Genomic DNA, 25,208 nt, shown 5'->3' with positions numbered 1-25,208 from the left:
TTATTTTAAACACACATAGTGATCTATGTGAAAGAAATATATTTCTTTTTGATATTCTTTTTTAAAATAAAGTCTATGTTTCTATGTGTTTTATAAAAATTTTATGAATTACACCCAACGAGTTAACTTGTATGCTTTTTTATAAATTAAAATTTATCGGTATTGGTTATTTTTTTCAATACTGTAGAAGGCGTTTTAACATCCAACCACAAGGATTCTTCTTTACCATTGTATGTTTTAGTAATGGGTTTTCCATCACGGGTTAAGCCATTAAAAATGCCTTTGTCAACCATTTCCCAAAGCGCAAATTTTGCCTGACCTTGAAGATTGATTAATCCAAAATGATTTTCTGAACCCAATGTATTTTTATCTTTCCACTGCTCATCAAAAGCTTCGAAATAAAAAAGAGACATTTTCTCTTTATTCGTCCATTCTCTCATGAGTTTGTAATACACTGCCGATTTGTATTCGTCTGTTGCTCTAGAACCTGAATCTCCATAAAACTCATTAGATACCGTAGCCCAGCCTGTTTCACCAATGTGAATGGGCTTATTTACACCTAATGATTTCATGTAATTCAAAACCCCATTGTATTGAGCAATACTATAATCTCTTGCTCGAATCATAGCTGCATTAATTTTTTCACGTTCAGACAACTGTGCTTCGACATCTAAAACTCCCCAAAATTGAGGGTTGTAATGCGTGTCATGCATAGGATAGGAATGCATTGAAATATAATCAACTGCTTTTATGAGTTGATTCAAATCTTCAACATGGTATTCATTGCTTCCACCACCCCAAGAGGCAAAATTATCGGAACTTGTTATCCAAACATTTTTGTCTAATTTTTGCTGTTTCTTTAAATCTTGCAAATAATTTACCCATTTCAATATAATGCTTGGTTCGACATAATAAGCCCATGCCCATTTAACCATTGCTTCATTTCCAACAGAAATAATCTTAACAATATCTGGGTATTCATTTGCTAGTTTTACAGCTTCGGCAATTTCTATTGGGTTGCGTTCACTGTCTTCATTTCGGATAAGCGGATTTGATGTCCAAGAATTTTTGCAATCAATCCAAGCTCCTAACATTACATACATTTCAAATTTCGGATTCTCTTTCTTTACAATTCTAATCGCTTTCAACAAGTTAGAGATTTCAGTATGATGCACATTATAAGTTCGAAGCACTTTGATATTCATAGCCGAAAGGATTTTTAAATCATCGGTTATTTGCGAAACGGTAGGCTCAATATCCCTGGTATTGTCCCGATAGCCACCGTAGCACATGGCTTGATAATTAGGATTCCCCAGTATTTTCTCGGCCGTCATTTCAGTAGGAACAGCATTCATACTTTTGCAATTGCTAAACAAAATAGCCAATAAAAAAAGGACCAATATGGCTTTGATTTTTTTCATTTTACAAATTGTTAAGACAAACTGTTACTTGAATGATTTCGCCTGTACGATTGAATATTTTTTGACTATTTTCATGACTTAAAGTCAAAGTAGAAGCAGTTTCGGTTTTACCATCTTTGTATTTTACTTCAACTTGATTCGCATTTCCTTTTTTATAAACAATTGGCACTTGACAAACGGTAAACGCTAGACTTCCTTTATCTAAAGTTATTGAATAAGGTTTGTTACCAAAATCTATAAAACTCACAATTTCCTCTTGTTGCAAAAATTGATTTTCATTGAGGAAAGTAGGTTCAAATGAAAGTTGACCATTTTTTATTTTTACACCCAATTCACCTTTTCGAGTAAGAACATCTTCTTTAACTTGTCCTGTCATTCCGGGTTGTTGCGCACCTCTATGCGAAGGAGTATGTGAGTAAGGATCCGTTGGGAAAGCACCATATACTTCAGGAGATTTATGCACACCAATACCGTCTCCAATTGCAGCATAATGTTTGGACAATGCTAGAATTACGTTATCATCAGCATGATCAGTATGCGCTTTTTCAACTACTTCTTGTACTGCCAAATGAAGTTTGGAAACCATGTGCCAGTAAATAGAACCTAAGCCCTCATAACCAAAGAATGTCCCGGATCTACCCGTAAAAGCTTTGTGATTGAATACATCTTCAAATATTTGAAGAATTTCATCTGCTTCATTTTTGGCCATAACTTTAAATTCTTCGTTATTTTCAAGTTGAACCAAAGCCTCTTTTAAGTCATTTGCATTGTGGAAATTTCCATTAAAATGATAATCTCCTTTTACATCTCTATTGATAATTGCATTGTTTGAAGTTGCAATTAATGTTGTTAATAAAGTAGATTTTTCTACACTTTCTTTAGGAATGCAATTTTTTTCTAAGAATTTTGGTAATTCTTTGTTTGGATACAAAATATAACTGTTTTGATCTGGACGATACAAAGCACTGTTTCTTAAAGCATGTATTATTTCTAATGAGGCTTTTGCATCTAAATATCCTGAACTCAATACAGCAACCTGACCTTCCAGCATTTCACTCAGGTTCGAAACTACTACTCCATCATTTTCAATAGACATTAAGTTATAAGCGTGATACAATTTATCTGGCCTTTGATTGGCCTGAATCGAATGATCTATGTACGCTAAACTCACTTTAGAAAATTGTTTTAAACCTTCAATTGACAACGTTCTTTTTTTGTCTGAAAATCCATTTTTATAAATATTCAATCTATATTCTGAAGCGGCTAAGCCTAATTGATCTAGGATTTTCTTGCGTTTTTTATCGTCTATTTTACCCAAAAGAACACTCTCATTTGCTAACAAACACTCTCGAATACTTTGATAAAAACTAACCATTTCGGTTGAAATATTTACATATTCTAGTTCAGATTTTTCTAGAATATTTTCGAATGTTTTCAAGAACCTACGCAAGTAACAAAGTGTAACCATTGAAACTCCATTTCCTACCAAAGCATTATTAGCATCATTCCACTCTGGTCTTTGGGTGTTCATCCAAATTCCACCTTCTGGGATAAAGTTTGACATCTTAGCCAAAACAGTTGCTAAAATTTTTTCGATAAAATTTACATGATAAATTTCATTATTGGCATTTACGATCAGTGCACCATCTGCACCAATTTTTCCTCTTTGTTCATTTATTTTTTTCTCCCAAGCATAATTGTATTCTATAGTATCTTTTGGATTTTTCAAGATCTCTTGATACGCTTTTATGGTGTAAGGAACAGCAGCATATACAAAACAATCTTTATCAAAATAAGAATTTAATTTTCCTGGATAGAACTTTTCGATAAACTCTAAAAACTTCAATAAATAAATAATTTGGTGATCCCCCCAATAGCCAATATACGACCAAGGATTATCGGGTTCAATTGCTTCCCAATCAAAACCGCCTTTTGTTACTCGGTATGGGTTATATCCATCAAATGTCGAAGCATTCAAGAATTTAGAAATCATTCCTTCAATAAAATTGGGATATGCATAAGCTAAAGCTTCCCAGTTTTGAAAAATATCTCTCCAGTTTCCTTCGTAATCCAAAATTTTAGAATCGTCTACTTCACTACGAGTATTGATCGAAAATTTATTCCAAGGACGGCTTGGATCTCCGTGTCTGCGGCTAAATTTTAATGGTAAATATTCCGTACAAAGTCTTATCAAATCTTCATCTTCTTGATTTTGAATCAATTGAAGAAGTTCGATAGAAGAAAACTCATTATTTAAATTATTTAAAAACACCTTATTTTTATCAAACACCTCAGCATTTGCTTTGGCTAAATATTGTGCAAAATCTTTTTTACCAATTTGATAATTTTCGTCAAAAATACCACCACGCATTATATTGAAAAGCGTATTGGCGAAATGGCGCGTATCGATTAATTTATCAGCCGTAAATTGCAAACCATCTGCCCCTGCATTCAAAGCAATCAGGTTATGTTTACCTAATTCAACATCATCAATAAGTTGTTGTTCAAGCGTTTTATCATGTTTAATTGACTCACATAGCTGAATCACTTGAGATTGATTTTGATTGACATTGGCAATAATTTTCCAATCTTTAGAGCTGTTATGGGTCAAATACAACTCATTTGAAATAAAATAAGCTCCTTTTTCGCCTTTTACGTCCGTTTCTCCAGTGATTTTTTGCAACTTTCTAAAAGCAGGAAGTTGTTTTGAAGACAATAAATGTGTTGGATTGTTCATTCCCAATGACCAAACAATATTAGCCTTTAGTGCTTCACTTGGCTCAGCTCTATCAACGATAATGGCGCTCAGAGCAAAAATCCCTAAACCACTTTCGGCATTCAATTCGCTTCTTTTATAAGCATCAACTAGATTACTGGTACTATTTTGTAAATCACTGCCTACTCCATGTGGTAGTATATTTTGAATACCGTCTAATACTCGAATAGTATAATCAATAGAAGAGTTGTTTATGATCTCCGATTTTTTGACAAATCCAAAAAGGTTACTAGAACTCCATTGGTATCTAAAAGTCAGTTGCAAATCGTTATGAATCTCTTCGAAAATGACTTTGTTCCCATAGAAGTTTTTGTATAAATTTCGGGTAAGATTGTAGTTTTCATTAAAGCGTTCTGTAAAGGGTTCCCACATCCAAACTTTGCCTTCGTGAAGAACCTGAAAAATAGTTTTACTTCCAGTAATATCAGCAAATTCGGTTATTTTATCATCAGTATAATAGGGAAAAAGAGCAAAATCTGCGTTTTTTCTACCTGCTGTAAGTCCACCATTACTTGAAATAAACAACCAATGATTGGAATCACTCACGATGCTCATAAAAAAAGGTCTTATTGTATCGTGGTTTTCGATTTTATAATATTTCTCTCCTTCTAATTCGACTATCTTCATGTTTTTATGCTTTTATATATTTTTATTTCGTGTTTTATAATTACTTATTCTGCCTTTTTTGAAGTTTCAATTATTTTAATTTTCTTAAAACTATTTTGAAGCTTCTTTAATGAATTGCTGTTGCTATATGGATTAAGTTGATGTACTTTTTTTAATAAATAATAAGCTGATCTTGGTTTTAATTGATACATTCCGTTTTCAGTTGTTGGCCCTTTGGCACAAATACCGAACCATTCTTCATTCATATTATTTTTGCCTTTTTCAAAATCAAAAACATAACCACCATTACCCCAAGAAGCGCTTGAATCATGAATGTCTAGATTTGTGGTTTGTCCCATTTTCCACCAACCATCGCTAAATTGAAAAGTAAAACCACCAATACAATTTCCGCTTTTGCCAATACCCGCAGCATTTTCATAAATTTCTTGCCAGTTTCCTTTTAGAATAGTTGCCTGTGCCTTTTGATCTTCTTTATTGGTTATGGCATTAAAAGCATCCGAACCAAATTCAGTAAACAAAATAGGTTTTCCATATTCTTTTTTCACCCTTTCGAATACATCACCAAAAGAGATTCCGCGATACACATTGATTCCAAAAACATCTACATCTGGGCAATCTTTTGCTATTAAATCCAGAAAAAGAAGATCACCATTACAAATTGCAATTGGATGCGAATTATCAATAGTTTTCATGACAACGGCAGCCTCATTAAACAATTGGTACAACGCTTGAGCACGGGCAGTAGATTTTCGGTCTTGCACTGGAATATTCTCTGTTTCGGCACCTTCCCAAAACAAACCGTAATTATTTTCATTACCCAACAAGAACAATAGTAAGCCTTTGGTGTCTTTATAATCTGTAGCTAATTGTTTGACCTCATTCAAAAGTACTTCGTGAGTACTGGTGTTTGAATATTCGGTATTGGCAATCCAAGTTCCATTAATTGACAAACCATATCGGCCAAATGAATGATTGAGCATCGTATAAATGCCGTACTTCTTATTAATATATTCAATCCATTTTTTGGGAATACCAGTGTAAACTCGAATGGTATTTACCCCCATATTTTTTAATAATGGCATTTCATTGTCCAATGCCTTTCTGATTATTTCCTCTGGCTGTTCCCAAAGGATATAAGTATAATTTTTGCCAATGGGGAAATAATCCCAATTCATTCCATTGACAATAAAATCTTGTCCGTTAACCTTGAGTTTAAATCCTAATTTACTTTGATTTATCGTAACCTTATCTGCTTGAGAATAAATAGTGGTTGTACAATTCCAAAAGAGAAGTAAAAAAATAATTTTTCGCATAATTATAGTTTAATTTGAACGTTTTTTAAAAATGAAAATCAGAATCTAAAAAACATTAAAATTGGTTTAATTGAGTGTTTAGAAAAAAATACTAGTTTAGAAATTTATGGTTTTATACAATCTTAATTCTTTCTTGAAAATTTGAACTGAGGTTCGATAATTTCGTATAATGGATTATAAATTGAGATTAACTTTATAAATACAATCAATGTACAAGTAAGTTAGCCTGAGCCAACCTACTTGCAATTGATGCATTTCATTAATTATTTATTGATATACTTTTACGTAATCTACAATCATTGCTGATTGTGTAAAAGCAGGATCAATTGCTCCACCAAGATTTCCGCCCATTGCCACATTTAAGATCATAAAGAAGTTTTTGTGAAATGGTAATGAAGTATCTGAATTGTCAAATGTGAAGTACAATGCTCCGTCTAAATAAAAACGAATGGTTTTTGGAGACCAAATGGTTTTGTAAATATGATACTCGGTATCGGCATTTGCAATTACAGTCGTTTTTACCTTAGCATTACCCCCTGAATTATTAGGATAATGTAGAGCAGATTGTGTTTGAGTTGGTTTTGCTCCCACAAACTCCATAAAATCGATTTCTCCAATTTCTGGCCATGTTCCAGCCGAAGCACCAAGTGACCAGAAAGCAGGCCATGTTCCAGCGCCTTTAGGCATTTTGGCTTTCATTTCGATCGTACCATATTTAAAATCGTACAATCCTTGTGTTTTGATACGAGCCGAAGAATATTCTTTTCCACCAGAAGCTTCTTTTATTGCAGTAATGATAAGGTTTCCACCTTCAACTTTTACGTTTTTAGCTACATTCGTATAGTTTTGAGCTTCATTATTTCCCCATCCATTTGAGCCTGTTCCTAAGTCGTAAGTCCATTTTGCAGGATCTGGCGCACCATCTGTGCTGAACTCGTCTGACCAAACTAGGTTGGTATAAACGGTATCATCAGCAGCAACGGGAGGCGAAGTAGTAAATATTTGGTACCAAGCCAATCCAGTATTATTTGCTTGTACAAAACGAACTACCATTCTGTTTTCAGTAAGTGATAAAATCTCATATTGAGTTGCTCCTGCATAATACCCCATGAAACCACCATCAGAAAAATTCATCACCGTTCCAGTTGTTTGTTTGGCCGCTTCAGGATTTTTAGAAACAACAGAAGTCGAAGGACTTAGCGCTACAATTTTAGTTCCGGTTGCATTGTAAGGTAAACATTGGTCATCACCTCCATTAGTACCACCACCAACACTTTTGTACGAATTTTGGAAAAAAGTATTCCCTTTATTATCGTGTTTGTATTCAATTTTACCCCCTACTAAAGCAAAAGTATAATCACCATCATAGAAACAAGTAGCCGATTTCTCAAAAGGACCTGCTTGATAATAATTGGCATAATAATTTTTAGCCGCATCACCATCATTTTGACCCACACCAAGATGACCTTTTTCTCCAGCAGCCAAATACCATTTTTTCCCAGTAGCAGTTCCACCTGTTAATAAATTAGTAGATTTTTCATCGCTAAAATTACTCAATACTTTTACATCAACTGTTGTATTGCTAGTCACTCCACCTTTTCCAGATGCAATTATGGTTACCGTATAAGTGTTTACCCCAACCGTTGTAAAAGCGTGCTCTGCAACTCCACCAGGAGAAGTTTCGTTTACACCATCTCCATAAATATATTTATAAGATATCGCATTATCTGCTTTTGTAATAAACTTCACTTTACCTGAACCGTCTCCAAATGGAGCTTGATCTGTTACACCTACTATTTCTGCAGTTATTTTTAGATTAGAAGGTGCAACTAATGCCCCGAAAGAATAATTATCTTCCTGACAATTCACCATCAGTAGCAAACTAAAAATGGCTATTATATTTAAAACTATTTTTTTCATGTTCCTTTAATTTTAGAATTGTTTAATATCATCAAAATAATAAGTAGAACCAGCTCCCGCTACTCCAAAATCTGGAAATAAAATTACTCTGTCATACGAATTTGCAGAATTGAAAGATGCTGCACTAGTAAGATCGAAGGTTAATACTTCCCAAGCATTGGCAACAGTTGTAGTAGCTTCAACTTCTACATTAATAGTTGGGTTTCCATTTCCGTCTTTTGGCGAAGTTGAATCTTCCATTTTGTATAAAATCTTAGCGCCTACTTTTGGAGACCAAACGGTCACTTTAATTTTGGTTCCTTTTGCAAAATCTACTTTAGAATCCAAATTCAAACTTGCACCTGCCCATACTTGAGCACCAGAAGGCTTATCGATTTTGACAACTTTATTGGAAACATTAGCGCCTGATTTGTCAGGATTTGTGATCAGTGAAACTGGAATTGGCCCAAAATCAGCAGCTCCAAAACCGGTCCAAGCATATGTCAATGTACTAGATTCAAAATCAAGAGGCAATTGAATTAATTGAGATGGTGCTTTATAAAAATAAATATTATCAATAAAAACAGACCCTGTAGCCCAAGGGGTTCCAACAAATTTCAATTGAAAGATATCTGCAACTGTTAATCCTTGAGACGTAAATGCTGAAATTGGAATATCAATACTATTCCATTGACCTGCCACTAGATCTTTCACAACTGGTTTTTCTCCATTTGTTTTACTAATTAAAGAAGTTTCAAGTTTTTGCAAATCAGCTGTCCAAACATCCATGTGAAGAAATTCCATTCCAGAAACATCAATACTGGTATTATCGGCCAACGCAATTCCTTGGTAACTCAATTTGATATAATTCAGCATTTTATCACCATTCAAATCAAATTCAGTCCAACTACTACCTTGACCCCCTTGTCCCCAATCTGGGAAATAATTAGTTCCAGCAACATTCGTATATTTTGAACTGTAAATAGAAATCACGTCACTAGCTTGTCTGTTTGGCGGCGTTGCTGCAGAAGCAGAAGGTTTGTTTACAACCGTTACAGTAAAATCTTCTGTGTATTCCGTTGTTTTAATAGCCGCACTTTTAGAAACCACACGAATAGTGTAAACTCCTGCATTTTGATATGTATACGAAACGGCATCGCCATTGTTTGCAGAAATAGGATCTGGTTTTCCAGCTTCGCCAAAATACACATCATAAAATAATGCAAAATCAGCTTTAGCAGTTACCGTTACTTTTTTGGAAACGGCCAAATCATTTGTAATTGTCACTACTAAATTTTCTGGCGCTTTAAACGAGACTACTACTTCTTGAATTACTTCAGTACGTTTTCCGTTTAATGTAGTCCCAACAATTTTAGATTGGTACACCCCTTCTTTATACACATGAGAGACTGTTTCTCCTGGATTAACCATTGCTGGAGTTGTAGTACCATCTCCAAAGTAGATTTCATATTGAGAAACCCCTTCTCCTTTTGGTAAGAAAGTAACTTTACCCGTATTATCCTGCGTAACTGTTGTCAAAGCAGAAATATTGGTTGGTGCTGCTATAGCATCCAAATCAACTGTACTTGTATCTTCTGAACAACCCATAGCGATTGCCAGAACAAAAAGACTTATAATAAAATGTATTTTTTTCATAATAATAGTTTTTTAATATCCAGGGTTTTGACTCCAATTTCCACTTGAAAATTGTATTTCCTGCAAAGGAATAGGGAATAATTCATGTTTACCAGCTACAAATCCAGGGATTGTACCTGCAGCTTTACCTGTACGAACTAAATCGAAGAAACGAAATCCTTCACCAACAAATTCAGATCTTCTCTCTTTCCAAATTGCATCTGTTAATGCAGGTCCAGTTGAAGAAATTCTATGATCGGTATCGCCAAAAGCACGATCTCTTACTTGATTCAAATAGCCTTGCGCTTTGGTATCATTTATACCACCTCTATTCAAAGCTTCGGCCGCCATTAACAATACATCTGCATAACGAATCGCTCTATAATTGTTTGGATTAGTTAAATTTAAATCCCCTTGAGCATTTGAACTCCTCAATCTTGGTAAGTATTTTTGATTGAAATAACCCGTATGCTCATTCCCTTTACCATAAACAGTATTATTGGCAGCTGACCAAGCGACAATATCCAACAAGGAAGCATTTAATCTAGAATCACCTACTTCAAATGAATTGTACGTTTCTTTTGTCGGCACATTAAAACTAAAACCAGAAGTATATTTAGGCCCCGGTGTTCCATCAGCTGATTCATAACCTCTTACACCACTAAATCCAACAGCAACGTTACCATCAACACATTGTTTACAATCAAAACTTGCTCCTTTAACATCCGTATATTGTACTTCAAAAATAGATTCTGCTCCGTTTTCACCTGCCATTTCGAATATAGAAGCATAGTCTGAAACTAAAGAATATTTAGACGAAGTAATTACTTGTTCTAATGCAGCAGCTGCTTCTGGAAATTTATTTTGATACAAATAGGCTTTTCCTAATAAAGCAAGCGCAGCACCTTTTGTAGCTCTTCCTGTTTCTGAAGCAGTAGGTGATAAATTTTGAGAAGCATAAATCAAATCGGCTTCGATAGAAGCGTATACTTCTTGAACTGAAGAGCGAGGCACTTTAGTTTCATCTCCTGGTATAAATCTTTTATCTCCATTCATTGGTATTGCTCCAAACCATTTAACCAATTCGAAATGGTAGTAAGCTCTAAGAAAACGAGCTTCTCCTATAATTTGTGCTTTACCTTCAAAATCCGTTTTGTCTTTAAACTCTAGAATGTAATTGGCTCTTTGTACACCAGCAAACATCCAATCCCAAAGATTTTTAAGATTATCATTTACGGGAGTATGCGTCATATCATCAATTTGTTGAATACCTGGAGTATCAGTAGAATTTTCTCCTCCAGCCAAAGTGTTATCCGATGCTATTTCCCCCATCAAGACATTAATATAACTAGATTGAAGCAGGTCATAAGCAGCTATAAGTGCCTTGTCATAATCGCTTTTAGAATTAAAGAAATTCTCTGAATCTATGGAATATTCAATATCACGCTCGATGAAATTATCGCTACAAGAAACGAAAATTGCAGAGAAAAGCGCTAAACTTGTAACTGTAATAAATATATACTTTTTCATTTTTTTACTAATTAAAAATTAACGTTTAAACCTAATAAGTACGTTCTTGGAATTGGATAAAAACCGTAATCGATTCCTCCACCAATAGGCCTACCATTCGAAGCCCCTGGATCATACCCTTTGTATTTTGTAAAGGTGTATAGGTTATTTACTCCCGTGTAAACTCTAAATTTAGAAATTCCAGCTTTTGCAAAATAAGCAGGATCAACAGTATAACCCAACTGTACATTCTGAATACGAATAAAAGATGCATCTTCTACAAAATAATCAGAGAAAACATTATTGGAAGTCGCACTTGTTGTAACTCGTGGTACAGAATTACTTGTACCTTCACCAGTCCAACGATCTAATACATAATCTAGACGATTTACATCTGTAAGTGTTCTTTCATAATTACGAACCATATCATTTCCTACTGAAGCGAAAGTATAAGCAACAAAATCGAAGTTTTTATAATCCAATTGTACATTGAAACCCATTGTTGCAGCAGCTATTGGACTACCAATATCAGTTCTGTCAGACGTATTAATTACACCATCACCATTTACATCTACATAACGAATATCTCCTGCTTGTGCTTCGGCACCTAATGCTATTTGAGAAGGAGCTGCATCGACTTCGGCTTGGTTTTGAAAAATACCATTGGTTTTGTATCCAAAGAAATAGCCCATTGGTTTTCCAACTTGCATTCTAGCAGGAGCAGGTTGGCCAACTCCAAATGCACCATCCTCAATAAAACCAGTTCCATTTTTTACTTCTGTTACCTCATTTTGAATGAATGTTACATTATACCCTAAACTCAAGGAAAGCTTATTTGAAAACGTATTTTTATAATCTATAGCAAACTCAACTCCTGTATTTTTTACATTTCCAGCATTAATTGTAGGGGCACTTGCTCCAGGTGCAGCTGTTCCTAATATTGCAGATACCGGTATTCTTGGAATCAATAAATCAGCACGGGTATCTATAAAATAATCGGCTATGATATTGATTTTATTATCAAACATTTTTAAATCAAGACCCAAGTCAAATTTTTTGGCTTGTTCCCATTTTAAATTTGGATTCGGAATTTGACCAGTTGCTAACCCAGATGTCATAGTATTGTTAAAAACATAAGTAGCTTCACCATTTAATTGAGAAATGTATCCGTTGTTTGGAATTTGATCGTTACCAAGAATACCATAACTACCTCTTAATTTCAAGAAATTAACAATTCCATCAGTGCCTCCAAAGAAACTTTCATCTGAAACTATCCAACCAGCAGTCATAGAAGGAAAGAAAGCGACTCTATTATTTGGACCAAACTTGGTAGAAGAATCTCTTCTTAACATGGCAGAAAAAAGGTATTTCCCTTTAAAATCATATTGCAATCGTGCAAAATACGATAATCTTCTTTCGTCATACGTATAAGAAGTATTTGGTGCTACAGTAGGCAAACCATTTGCCAAACTGATATCTGCAAAATTCCATGAATTGTAAGGAACATCAAATCCAGTAGCCGAAAGTTGGTTTCCGTATTCTTTAAAAACAGTTGTACCCAAAGTACCAACTATATTATGATCACCAATTTTCTTAGTATAATTTCCATATATATCCAATGAATAATTATTATCGAATGTAGCTCTTTGAATCACAGAGCTTCTGTTTACATCAAAAACTTTTCCGCCATAAGATATTTGTTTTGCAAAAATTCTTTCTTGAGAGTTTTGATTATTGAATCCTAAAGTTCCTGTTAATACAAATGCATCCGTAAACTTATAATCTAAACCAACAACTCCGTTTAGTTTTGTCAGTTCATATTCATTAAAAGTATTCGCTATTTGAGCTAAAGGATTGATGATCTCGATTCCCAAACCAGCAGATTTTGGCACTAAAGTGTAATCTCCATTGCTATCATAAGGACTTTGGGTAGAAGGCACATTCAAAGCATTAAACAAAACAGATCCTAAACCATTATCATTTATAGTTTTTCTGGATTGCAAAGTATAAGTCGCGTTAGTTTTAAATTTTAACTTATCAGTTATATCTGCACCTAAGGAAATCCTTGCCGTATTTCTTTCAAATCCAGATTTATCGCCACCGATGATACCTTCTTGACCTAAGTGAGAGGCACTGAAAGCATAAGTAATTTTATCAGAACCACCAGATATTGACAGATCATAATTGATAATAGGTGCTGGATTAAAAATTTCTTTTTGCCAGTTTGTTCCTTCACCTAATCCTGAAACGTTTGGATAAGGCAAAGCTTTTCCACCATTAGCATAGCTTTCGTTTAATAACAATGCATATTCGGTAGCGCTTAATGTTGGTAAAATTCTACTGGATTCTTGAATACCTGTTGAAGAATTGAAAGAAATTTTAGCTTTAGAATTCTTTTTACCACTTTTAGTAGTAACAAGTATAATTCCATTTGCACCAAGTACACCATAAATAGCCGCTTGAGCATCTTTCAATACTGTTAATGATTCAATATCACCAGGGTTTAATGTACTTATATCCCCTTGATATCCATCAATAATCGCTACTGGTTTGTTTTCTCCATTTGTTGCTATACCACGTATACGCACACTAATGTCAGCTCCTGGTGCACCACCAACAGTGGTTACATTTACTCCAGCAACGGTTCCTTGTAGTGCTTGTTCAACTTTCACTGGTCTTAGTGCTTCAATAGTTTTGCTATTGACCACACTTACAGCTCCTGTTACTTGTTTCTTTTTTACGCTTCCGTAACCAATTACTACAACTTCATTTAAGGTCTTCGCTTCGTCTTCTAAAAAGATATCCACTTTAGAATCGTTTGCTGTAGTTTTATATTCTCTTGTTTTGTAACCTACGTATGAAAAAACTAGAGTAGATCCAGGAGTAACTCCTTTGAGCAAAAATTTACCGTCAAAATCGGTAGAAACCGTATTCCCAGAATTCTTGTCTGAAATATTTACCCCGTATAAAGGAATACCGGTATTTCGTTCTTTTACTGTTCCTGCAATATCCTTCTTTTGAGCAAAACCAAAAGCTGAAAAAAGCAAAAAGATAATTAATAAATGATTTGACTTCATAATTCAAATGTTTAAGTTAGTGAGTAACAAACTTATTAAGAAGTACTATGAAATCTATAAAAACAACCTCAACAAAAAACATACAATTTAAAAATATTTGCTTTTTTTTACGAATTCCTTATAAAATGCCTTTTATACAAGAGAATATAAAAATAATAATTTCACATAAATCCAAAAAAATACCACAACTATCACGTTAATGTTGTGGTAATGTATAGGTGTTTTTAATAAAGAAGTATATACCTATACCTCCATTATATACTCTACAAGTCCTTGATCATGCAACAAATTCATTTTTTTACGCAAACGATATCTTTTTATTTCAACACTACGTACAGATATGTTAAATAAAGGAGCTACTTCCTTAGAAGTTAGGTTCAATCTTAGATAAGCGCATAATCTCAAATCGTTCGGAGTTAGCGTAGGATGCAATAGTTTTATTCTTTTTAGAAAGTCTTTATCCGCATTATCAAAAGCTTCTTTGAATACACTCCAAGAATCTTCTTCGCTAATGTTTTTATTAATGGTACTAATCACCGATTTTAAATTATTGGTTCCATTTTCGGGCGACTTTTTCAAATCTTCTTTGATAAAGGCTAATAGTTCATTTTTACTATTCAAACTCATCGTTGAAACGGCTAATTCTCGATTTTTAGAATCTACATCTAATGAAAGCTGGTCATTTCTTAATTTCATCATTTTTTGCTCGTTTTCTAGCTCTTGTATTTCTAATAATAAATTATTTTCTTCAATTAGTTTTTCTCTTTGTTTTCTATAATAATTTAAATACGCTTTATTTATAAAATGAGCCATAAACAACAACAGAATAAAATAAATAAAAACAGCCAAATTAGTGCTGTACCATGGCTTTAAAACCGTAAAATGATAAACTCCTATTTCTTTTAAAATTGAATTGGCAAATTTCGCCCTTACTTTAAAAGTATAATCGCCTGGAGATAAATTTTTAAAACTAACAACTGTTTTAGTGCTCCATCCACTCCAATCCTCCTGGAACCCCTCTAATGAATATTGATATTCCGCATTGATAAACTTATTATATTCCGGAATAGAATAATTAAAAGTAATGTTATTAAAATCGTGATCGAAAGTCCCTTGGTCAATTAAGTTTCCGAATATAGGATTTTCATTTTGCTTATTAACCGATACAGAAGTTATTGAAACAGCATAATTTTTAAAACTAAAATCATCCAAATTCATCATATAATAACCATCTGTAGTTCCTATTAAATATACTGAATTTGAAATTCGAGAAATATTTTCAAAACCCAACATGGAGTTTGTTAAAGAAGCAGGAATTGGTATTACATTTTTTTTAAGCTGATTGCTCATTTTGCTCAAAGAAAAATAATGAATGTAATTTTTAGAGAAAAGCCAAATTTTATTAGAATTATCTACAATTAACTTACCGGATGTGTATTGATCATTTTTAAAAACAGAACTCAGCAAATCATCTTTTATAAAAAGTTTAGTTTTGGGATTTAATTTAAAAATACCTTCTTTATTTGCATAATAAATTAAATTATTAAACTGAATCAAACTGGCATTTTTTCCTTTTCTTGGAGATTCATAAGAAAAAATAGTACTTGCATTTTTCAGTTCTTTATCCAATTGAAATCGAAACACACCTTGATTTTCATGACTCACATAAACTTCTAATGCATTGGTAATTTCTAAAAATCGGGAAGAGTAATCAAATCCTTTGACTTTATTTCTAAAAACCCACTGATTATTAACTTTTTCTAATACCGATATTCCATAATAATTACCCTGCAGCAATAGATTATCATGATGAGGTACCGTCTCTAATTTCCATGTACCTGAATTTGAAAAAATACATTTAGCCGAAGCATTATCAATTAAAAAAGTACCAGAATCATGCCCACAAAAAAGAGTCCCTTTATATTCAAATAAAGACCAAACTTGACCTTTGGTTCCATTTATAAATGTAAACTCTTCTTTGCTATTGAAATTTTTATAAAACAATCCTTGATTGGTTCCAATGTAAAGTTTATCCTTATATAAAATCGAAGCATAAACAGCCCCCAAAACGCCAGTATCATCTGTTAAACTTTTTATTGGAGAATTCAAATTGATACAATTAATTCCATTGTCCAATCCTACCCATAGATTTTCATCTACGTCTTCAAACAACGATAATGCAGTATTATTGCTTAAACCTTTGTTTTGAGAAATATGGTATTGCAATTTTCCTTCTTTAGATAATATAAATACACCATTCGATACTGTTCCTATGGCAAATCTACCATCTGAAAGTATTAAACTACTATACACACTACTGGTTTCTATTTGAGAATCTGCTTCGGTATTAAATTTTGATACCGAGTTTCCTACAACTTTATAAAACCCATTCAATTGGGTTTGCACAAGTAACCCATCACTTATTTCAAAAACATTAATAATTCTGTTTTTTATTAAAATTGGGTTACTTGAAACCAAATGTGCTGTTCCGCGTTCTAATTCAAACAAACCTTCGCCAACGGTTTGAAAAAAAATGGAATTATTTGTACCGTATGATTTAGTTATAAAACTTTTCGCAGTAATAATTTTAAACGTTTCTGTTTTAGAATCATAAATATAAATACGATTCAGAGATTGAAAAATAACCCACTGATCGTAATTTAAGATATTCCAAAAATTCTCATCATTGAGCATTTGTTTTTTCATGCCCTTACTCAGCGAAGTATAGTTCAATCTACCATTGGTTTGTCGTGTCCAAAAACCAAATTCCATATAGCAGCCAGTATAAATTCGATTATTTATAACTTTCACAGATCTAATAATGGTTTCGTTTGGAGAAGGATACAATTGCCAATTTGCTCCATTAAACTCTAATAAACCAACATTATTTGCCGCATAAACAAATTGGTTTGGAGATTGTGAAATCATCCAGTTTTGATTTCCAGCCCCATAAAAACTAGGAGCAAATTTCAAAATTGGAGGCAATTCTTGCGAAAAAATCACAGAGAATATAAAAAACAACAGAAAGGAGTATTTTGTTTTCAAAGAAGATGTGGTATTTAGATTAAAGACTACTTATTGAAAATAATAACATTTTAATAAGTTAAATAATAATTTGGCACTAACTCAACTATTATTAAAAATACAAATCACTAAACAAAAATAGGATAAAAAACCAATAATCGAATAGAATATGTGCTATTTAATAGCATAAGCTTAGTTTAACCCATATTCTGAATTAGAAATCCACTACATATAGATCCTTCATCAAAACCAATTGCTCACTTCTATTTTTAAAACCGAAAGACAAAAGTGTTTCATCTTTAAAAAATAGTTCGTCAGCACTTGTTATATATTGAAAAATTAAGTATTGTAATGAAGTCTAACACAGAATCTGATTTAAAATAAAAAAAAGCGTCTCGGGAATCCGAGACGCTTTTAACAAAACAATTAAATGTAAAAAAATTAATTCGTTCTAAATCTCCAAGTTTGGCCAATTGTTTCTCCTCCTTTATCATCCTTAACAACAATTTTCCAAAAATATTCTTTTGAAGCCACTACATTTACATCAAGAATTGTAGCATCTTGATTTAAACCAACTTTTTCTGTTGGAGGATTCGTTGTTCCAAAATAAACATCATAAACAAGTTTGTCCTTAGTATCTACATCCTTTGCTGTCCATTGCAACTGAACCGTTTTTGAGCTCAAAACTGAATTTAATTCTGGCGAAACAAGATCTGGTGCGAAAGGTAAATAATTAACCACACCATCTCCCGATGTATAAAAACTAAAAATAGCGGAATAGGTACTTGATAAATTTTCATTATCTGTTGATTTCACTCTCCAATAATAAGCAGTAGCTTTTTCTAAAGTAAAGTTTTGATACGTTGCTGAACTCTCAGCTGTCATTACAATATGAGCAAAATCTTTATCTTTAGCTACTTGTATTTGGTAAATTACCGGATCATTATTTGAATCTACAGTTGCATTCCATTGAAAACTAACAGCATTGTTGGTGCACAATTTATTGTTTACCGGTGAAACCAATGTTGGTGTTGTAGGCGCTACATTCACAGTCTCTGAAGGAGCGTCTTCATTTCCACAAGAGATCAAAAATGCACTAATGACAGATAAATATATAAACTTTTTCATCTTTATTTTTTTATAATTTTTAAATAGGAAGGAGTATCTAAATATACTTTTACAATATAAATACCAGCTGTTTGCCCTTCAAGACTCAATCTTACAACTCCATTTTCTAAAGGATACGATTTGCTAGAAATAAACACAGAATTTAAAGTATATAAATCAATAACAACCTCTTTTCTAATAGTTGGAATCGCAATTTCAAAACTTCCAGAAGTTGGGTTTGGATATGCCGAAGATGAATCCAATATCCCTTCTATATTCTTAGCATAAGTCCCTTCACATACTTTAGCCGTTTTTACTTCTAACAAACTTTCCTTGTTTACATCTAAAGTAAAAGTAGAAAAAGGGGTTTCAAATTGTTCTTCGCCATCCAAATAAACTTTATATGGAGCAGTACCTTCAGTCATTACAACCTTAAGTTTGTTGTAAGAAGATTTACTGGTTTTTCCTGTAATAGTAGACCCTTGTGGGACAACCGCAGTAAAGCTTTGAACAGAAGATTCTCCTTTTACAGAAATTGAAATAGTATAAATTCCAGGAGCAAGATTAAAAACTCTTAAACTGTTTGTTGTAAACTCATAGCTTTTATCATTAATAATTGCTATATAAGTATGCGACTCTACAGCTTTAATATTAATTTCTCCATTTTTCTCTCCCAAACATGTTTCTCCAGTTGTTTCAATTGTGAAATTATTTGATTTAAAATCACGAACAACTTTCAAACTTATAGTAGTACTTCCACTTCCTAAACTATTTGTACCTGTTACGGTATATAGTGTTGACTGAGTCAATGTTGATGGAGTACCACTAATTGCAGCTGTTGTAGTATCAAAACTTAATCCTGCTGGTAAAGCTGGGCTTATACTATACCCATTTACAGGTACTAAACCGCCACTATTATTGATTGACAAAGGATAAATTGGTTTTCCTAATGGGTAGATTTGCGCTGTAACACCATAACTTAATACGGGTTCCTTAGCAATTTCTACCATCTTAACATCATCAAAATAATAGATTTTCTCCGTTCCATTTGAACCAAATCCGAAGAAAATAGTTGCTTTATCATAATTATAAGCAAGATTCATGGCAGCAGTTCCTGAAACAGGTTTTGCAAAATCAAATACTATTGTTTCCCAACCTTTTGCATTGGTAACAGTACTTTCTGTTTCTATAGTGTGGTTTTTATCAGCATGATCTTCAACTTTTAATCGAACGATAGTTCCTGCATCTGGAGACCAAATACGAACGCTCATTTTGGTTACACTAATTGAAAAAGGAATTTTATTTTTAAATCCTAAACCTGCAGCAGCAGAAATAGTTGTTCCTGCCCAAGTCTCTGATACAGCAGGTTTCACTACTTTGGCCACTTTGTTTGTTGCCAATGTTGGGTCAATTACAACGGTAGAACCTTCAGCACCACCAAATCCTAGTAATGAATAATCTACAGTAGCATTATCAAAAGTAACCGGTAAATCCATTTGTGCTAACACTGTTGCCGCGTCTTTCCAGAAATAAAAATTATCTAAAAACACATTTGAACCTTGTTTTTCAGAAGTTAACTTCATTTGAAACACTTTAGACAGATCAACGCCTGGCATAGTAGTGGAGTTCAAATCAACATCAAAACTGTTCCATCCTGTTTTAGTAGGTGTGAACTTGAGAGCAGCTTCTACACTTCCACCAGGCGTTTGTTGAACAAGAGCTAGGCTAATTGATTTTGCATCATTAAACCATAAATCAATATGAACTTTATTCATATCCAAGACATTGAAAACTTCTCCATCAGGAAGTGTAATCCCTTGGTAAGTGAAATTTTCTAATTTTCGCACTTTATCACCAGCTACAATTACCACATCCGATACTACAGTAGATTGTCCCCAACATTGACACCAGTTTCCTTCTTTGTATACTGCATAAGAATCACTAAAAATAGATTTAACTTCTGCTGCATTTCTTACAGGAGGTATTGGAGCAGCAACCGTTGGGTTGTCAACTGGAGGAGCTACATAGTTAGGATCAAAAAGTTTTTTGGCAGAAAATTTAATATCGTCAAAATACAAAACTACATCTGCATTTCTAACTGGATCAGTATCTGATTTGAAATCAGGAAAAACAACAAATTTGTTAATCTGAGTGGCATCACCGCTTTTAATAAATGGCGAAATATCAAAAGTCATTAACTCCCATTCATTAATTTTTGTATTATTCTTTTTAATTTCGAAAGTTGTACCGTTATAGCTTGTAGCCATTTTAATTCCAACTGGACTAATAACCGATTTGTACACCATCATGGTTACTGTTGTAGATGTAGCATCTAACTCCCAAGTCCCAATACTTCCTCCTGTCGTTTCACATCCAGCCCAACGTTGTCCTGTTGGAACAGCTGTAAATTTACCCACCTTGTCTGACGTATTTATTCCAGTTTTTGAAGGGTTGCTCGCAAATTCAAATCCAGTTTGACCCGGGTTTTCAAAAGAATCCCAAGTACCTACAACACTACCTGTTTCAAAAGAAACCAAATAGTTAGTAGATGGCGCAACTGGAATCGAAGCTTGTTTAACATCATCAAAATAATAAGTCGAATTGGCACTTCCGTCTCCAATAGTTCCAAAATCAAATATGAAAACCATAAAATCGGCTACATTATTGGTCCCTACTTTTGTAAAATCAAAAGTTAATTCTTCCCAAGTATTGGCAGTAGTTACCCCTGTGGATTCTTGTTCAAAATTTCCAGCCGTACCTTCAAATTTTAATAAAAGTTTTTTTCCAGCAACTGGAGACCAAACTTTTACTTTAAATATTTTATTGGTTGAGAAATCTACTGGTGTAGCCATTTTAATTTTGCTACCTGCCCACATTGCCCCAGCACCTTTCACCATTTTGGCAACATTGGCACTTGTATTGATACCGTTACTTTGCGGATTAGTTACTTTAGTTGTTACACCACCATCAAAATCAACAAAAGCATAAGTAGCTGCTTCAAAATCTAATGGAAGAGTAGCTCCTGAAACCGCAACCGAACCGGCTGATTGTGTGATTTCGTCAAATAGATATGTTGAATTGGCGCTTCCATCTCCTGCAGTTCCCAAATCAAATATAAAAACCATATCTGAAGCCGTATTGGTTGTACTCACATTCGAAAAATCAAACGTTAGTTCTTCCCAAGTATTTGCAGCTATTACTCCTGCTGATTCTTTTTCAAAATTACCATTAGGACTTTCAAATTTTAATAATAGTTTTTTACCAGCAACTGGTGACCATACTTTTACTTTAAATATTTTTTTAGTCGAAAAATCTACTGGAGTAGCCAAAGTAAGTTTACTTCCTCCCCATGGTTGACCAACCCCTTTTACCATTTTGGCAATAGTAGCTGTGGTGTTAATTCCTGTTTTGTTAGGGTTAGCTATTGTAGTAGTAGCACCACCATCAAAACCAACAAAAGCAAACGTTCCTGTTTCAAAATCTAATGGAAGCGTTGGCCCAGTTACCACTGGCGGTGTAGTAACGGGTTGAGTAATTTCGTCAAAATAATAAGTCGAATTAACACTTCCATCACCAACGGTGCCTAAATCAAATATGAAAACCATATTATCATTCAAGTTATTTACACCGGCAACTCCTGTATAATCAAACGTAAGTTCTTCCCAAGTATTAGCAGCTGTAGTCGCCGCTTCTTTTTCGAATGCTGCTCCAGCGCCTTCAAATTTTAATAATAGTTTTTTACCAGCAACTGGTGACCATACTTTTACTTTAATTATTTTCTTTGTAGAAAAATCTACTGGAGAAGCCATTTTAAGTTTACTTCCAGCCCATGGTTGACCAGCTCCTTTTACCATTTTAGCAACTGTAGTTGTAGTGTTGATTCCTGTTTTGTTTGGGTTTGCAACTGTAATAGCGGCACCTCCGTCAAAATCGACAAAAGCAAATGTTCCTGTTTCAAAATCTATTGGAAGCTTTGGTCCTGTTACAATTGGAGGTGTACCACTACAAGCAGTTCCAACTTCATATTTAATGTATTTGGTAACCGATTGACCTCCTGCATAAGCGAATTTACAAGCATAACTAATCAAAGAACCCGCCTTTTGACCCGTTAATTTTGCTTTGAATATTTTACTTCCAGCAGGATCGTTAACCATAGCTGTCTCTTCAAAAGGGCTTTCTTTCCATAAACCAACAACTAGGCCATCTTTTGCATCCAATAACTCAAAAGCAATATTAACATCTGTTCCAACAGTTTCAAAATTAGCCTTGTAACCAGTTGTAAATGAACCTTGACTTGCTTCAGTCAAAACAGCATCACAAACAAGTACTGGTGAAGGAACAGAAGTTTTCGAGAAAGTAATATTGTCAAAGTAAGAAACATTTTCAGTAGATCTAGCTTGATAATCCAATGAAATCATCATTGTTACTATATCTGTCGATTGAATTTTTCCAATTTGATTGTAAAATTCAAACGATAGCTCTTCCCATTCATTGATTTTCGTGTTTTTTACTTTAATCTCTCCTAGCGAACCTCCATCCGCTACAGCAAATTTTAATGCAACATCACTTATAACGGTTTTGTAAACCATAATTTTTACTAAAGAATTTTTAGTATCTAAAGTAAACTTTCCTATATCATTCGTTTTACATCCTGCCCATGGAGCACCTGCAACAGTCGCTGTGTATTTACCAACAGTTGCTGATGTATTAATTCCTGAAGCATTAGGATTAGTCACTTTTTCGTATCCTTCAGGTCCAGTGCCATTCTCAAAATTTGCAAATGTCCAAGATGCACCATGCTCTCCAGTTTCAAAAGTAACAGGGGCATTCATTGCCATTGAAGCATCTACTTCTTTTACAAAATAAATATTATCTAAGTAAACAGTTGTTCCAGCAGTTACCGATTCAAATTTTAACTCTTTAATACTTATTTTATCTACACTCGTATAGTCAGATAAAATAATATCAATTGAATTCCAACCCGTTAAGGAAGGATTCACAGTTACGCTTTGTTCAGCCCCTGTTGTAGGAACTAAAAACACTTTCAAAGCATTACAATCTGGAGACCAGACATCCAAATGAAGTTTTGTCATTTTGGAAACATCAATTGGACTTTGCAATACAACTCCTTGGTAATTGAAATTAGAGTATTTTTTAGTAGCATTTCCAGAGACAAGAACCTCTTCATATACGGTTGATTGCCCCCAACCTGGATTCCAATTGGTTCCTGGTAAATCGGTATAAGCACCACCACTAAAAAGAGAAATCACGTTAGCTGTAGCGGCTGTTGGTGTTGCAGCAGCTGCAGTTGGACTGGTTGGTTTAATTCCATCACAATAGCTACCTACCTCATATTTTATGTATTTTGTTACAGACTGTCCCCCTGCATAAGCAAATTTACAAGCATAACTTATTACATCACCAGGCGTTTGTCCAGTAATTGTTTTAGTGTAAATTTTAGAGCCAACAGGATTGTTTGTCATTGGTATATCCTCAAAAGGAGTTTCTCTCCACAATCCAACAACTAATCCATCTTTTTGATCTAGTAATTCAAAAGAAATATTCACATTTGTCCCTACTGTTTCAAATTTTGTTTTGTAGCCAACAGTAAATGAACCTTGTTGAGCATCTGTTAAAATAGCATCACACGCCACAACTGGTGGAGCAACCAAAGATTTCGAAAAAGTTATATTATCAAAATAGCTAATACTTTGATCTGTTCTATCTCTAAAATCCATAAAGAAAACAATCTGATCAATTGCTCCAGAAGTGGCTTGACCAATTTTTCCTGAAAAATCAAAAGTTAATTCTTCCCATTCATTAATTTTGGTATTTGCTACTTTAATCTCTCCTGTAGAACCTCCATCAGCTACAGAAAATTTTATACCAACATCACTTATAACCGATTTGTAAACCATTATTTTTATGGTACAATTAGAATAGTTGAGTTTAAAAGTACCAAGATCCGCAGCATGTTTAGATTCACAACCGGCCCATGCGGCAGCTCCTGCCGTAGTGGTTGACAAAGCAGTAAATTTACCAACTGTTGCTGAAGTATTTATTCCAGAAACACTAGGATTGGCTACTTTTTCATAGCCCTCTGGTCCAGTACCATTCCCAAAATTGGCAAAAGTCCAACCAGAGCCATATCCTCCAGATTCAAAGGTTATAGGCGCATTTTGCGAAAAACCCAATGCATAAAGCATTAAGAAAATCAACAAAGTAATTTTTTTCATATGGTTTAGTTTTAAGTTTCTCAAATTTAGTTCAGAAACAAAAAAACCTTTACAAAAACTAGTATGTAAAAACTATACCAAAAAAATAATATAAGTAAATAACCAATATTCTCTTGTATTCACAAGTCTAAATCTGTTTTTAAAAAGATTCTTTGTAACAGCTTCATAATAGGTTATTTTGTAAAAAATGATAAATGATGTAGTAATGTATAGGTATTTACGAAAACGTTGTATTAAATATTATTTAAAATTATAACACTATAAAAACCATATTTATAAATAAATGGCCTTAATTTGAAATTATCTTAATTATTTATAACAAATTATAACCAACTTTTAATGCGATTTTGTAGTTTAAAAGAACTATAAAATCAAATATCATAATAGCTAAATAAAAAATCAAGATGTAAAACACTAAACAAAAGCTATTATTAACCCGTTGCGTGAAATCATTTTTTACAACATAGAATTTATAGTTTTTAAAAGAAAAAAATAGACGTTTTACTATTCACATAGCTATACTATTTGTGAAATAGTACTATTTCAATATATTCTTTACCTATTAAGCATTAACCTATGATTCT

At 33.5% G+C, this 25,208-nt stretch carries 10 protein-coding genes; all 10 read right to left on the bottom strand.

The genetic code is table 11. The features are described 5' to 3' along the window. Window positions 1–146: 146 nt before the first annotated feature. A complete protein-coding gene (locus tag OZP06_RS13230) occupies window positions 147–1,421 on the bottom strand; it encodes a glycosyl hydrolase family 17 (protein ID WP_269222278.1) in 1,275 nt (424 codons plus the stop codon). 1 nt (window position 1,422) lies between these two features. Then, on the bottom strand, window positions 1,423–4,824 hold the full coding sequence (locus OZP06_RS13225) for a hypothetical protein (protein WP_269222277.1): 3,402 nt from the start codon (window positions 4,822–4,824) through the stop codon (window positions 1,423–1,425). Window positions 4,825–4,868: 44 nt separating this feature from the next. Beyond that, window positions 4,869–6,137: a hypothetical protein gene (locus OZP06_RS13220; protein WP_269222276.1), complete on the bottom strand. Its 1,269-nt coding sequence runs from the start codon at window positions 6,135–6,137 to the stop codon at window positions 4,869–4,871. Window positions 6,138–6,404: 267 nt separating this feature from the next. Further along, window positions 6,405–8,057 carry a family 16 glycosylhydrolase gene (locus OZP06_RS13215; protein WP_269222275.1) on the bottom strand — a complete coding sequence of 551 codons (1,653 nt, stop codon included), beginning with the start codon at window positions 8,055–8,057 and terminating at the stop codon, window positions 6,405–6,407. A 12-nt stretch (window positions 8,058–8,069) separates the two neighbouring features. Further along, window positions 8,070–9,692 carry a hypothetical protein gene (locus tag OZP06_RS13210; RefSeq protein WP_269222274.1) on the bottom strand — a complete coding sequence of 541 codons (1,623 nt, stop codon included), beginning with the start codon at window positions 9,690–9,692 and terminating at the stop codon, window positions 8,070–8,072. A gap of 12 nt (window positions 9,693–9,704) precedes the next feature. Beyond that, window positions 9,705–11,201 carry a RagB/SusD family nutrient uptake outer membrane protein gene (locus OZP06_RS13205; RefSeq protein ID WP_281323821.1) on the bottom strand — a complete coding sequence of 499 codons (1,497 nt, stop codon included), beginning with the start codon at window positions 11,199–11,201 and terminating at the stop codon, window positions 9,705–9,707. An 11-nt stretch (window positions 11,202–11,212) separates the two neighbouring features. Then, the gene (locus tag OZP06_RS13200) at window positions 11,213–14,257 is read right to left on the bottom strand and encodes a TonB-dependent receptor (protein ID WP_269222273.1); all 3,045 of its coding nucleotides are present in this window, start codon (window positions 14,255–14,257) and stop codon (window positions 11,213–11,215) included. A 243-nt stretch (window positions 14,258–14,500) separates the two neighbouring features. Continuing rightward, window positions 14,501–17,302 carry a triple tyrosine motif-containing protein gene (locus tag OZP06_RS13195; protein ID WP_348651433.1) on the bottom strand — a complete coding sequence of 934 codons (2,802 nt, stop codon included), beginning with the start codon at window positions 17,300–17,302 and terminating at the stop codon, window positions 14,501–14,503. A 420-nt stretch (window positions 17,303–17,722) separates the two neighbouring features. Continuing rightward, window positions 17,723–18,409: a hypothetical protein gene (locus tag OZP06_RS13190; RefSeq protein ID WP_269222268.1), complete on the bottom strand. Its 687-nt coding sequence runs from the start codon at window positions 18,407–18,409 to the stop codon at window positions 17,723–17,725. Window positions 18,410–18,411: 2 nt separating this feature from the next. Continuing rightward, window positions 18,412–24,624 carry a putative Ig domain-containing protein gene (locus tag OZP06_RS13185; protein WP_281323820.1) on the bottom strand — a complete coding sequence of 2,071 codons (6,213 nt, stop codon included), beginning with the start codon at window positions 24,622–24,624 and terminating at the stop codon, window positions 18,412–18,414. Between the last annotated feature and the right edge of the window lie 584 nt (window positions 24,625–25,208).

The organism is Flavobacterium sp. IMCC34518 (assembly GCF_027111095.2).
Classification (GTDB): domain Bacteria; phylum Bacteroidota; class Bacteroidia; order Flavobacteriales; family Flavobacteriaceae; genus Flavobacterium; species Flavobacterium praedii.
This window is presented reverse-complemented; position numbering and strand designations above follow the sequence as displayed.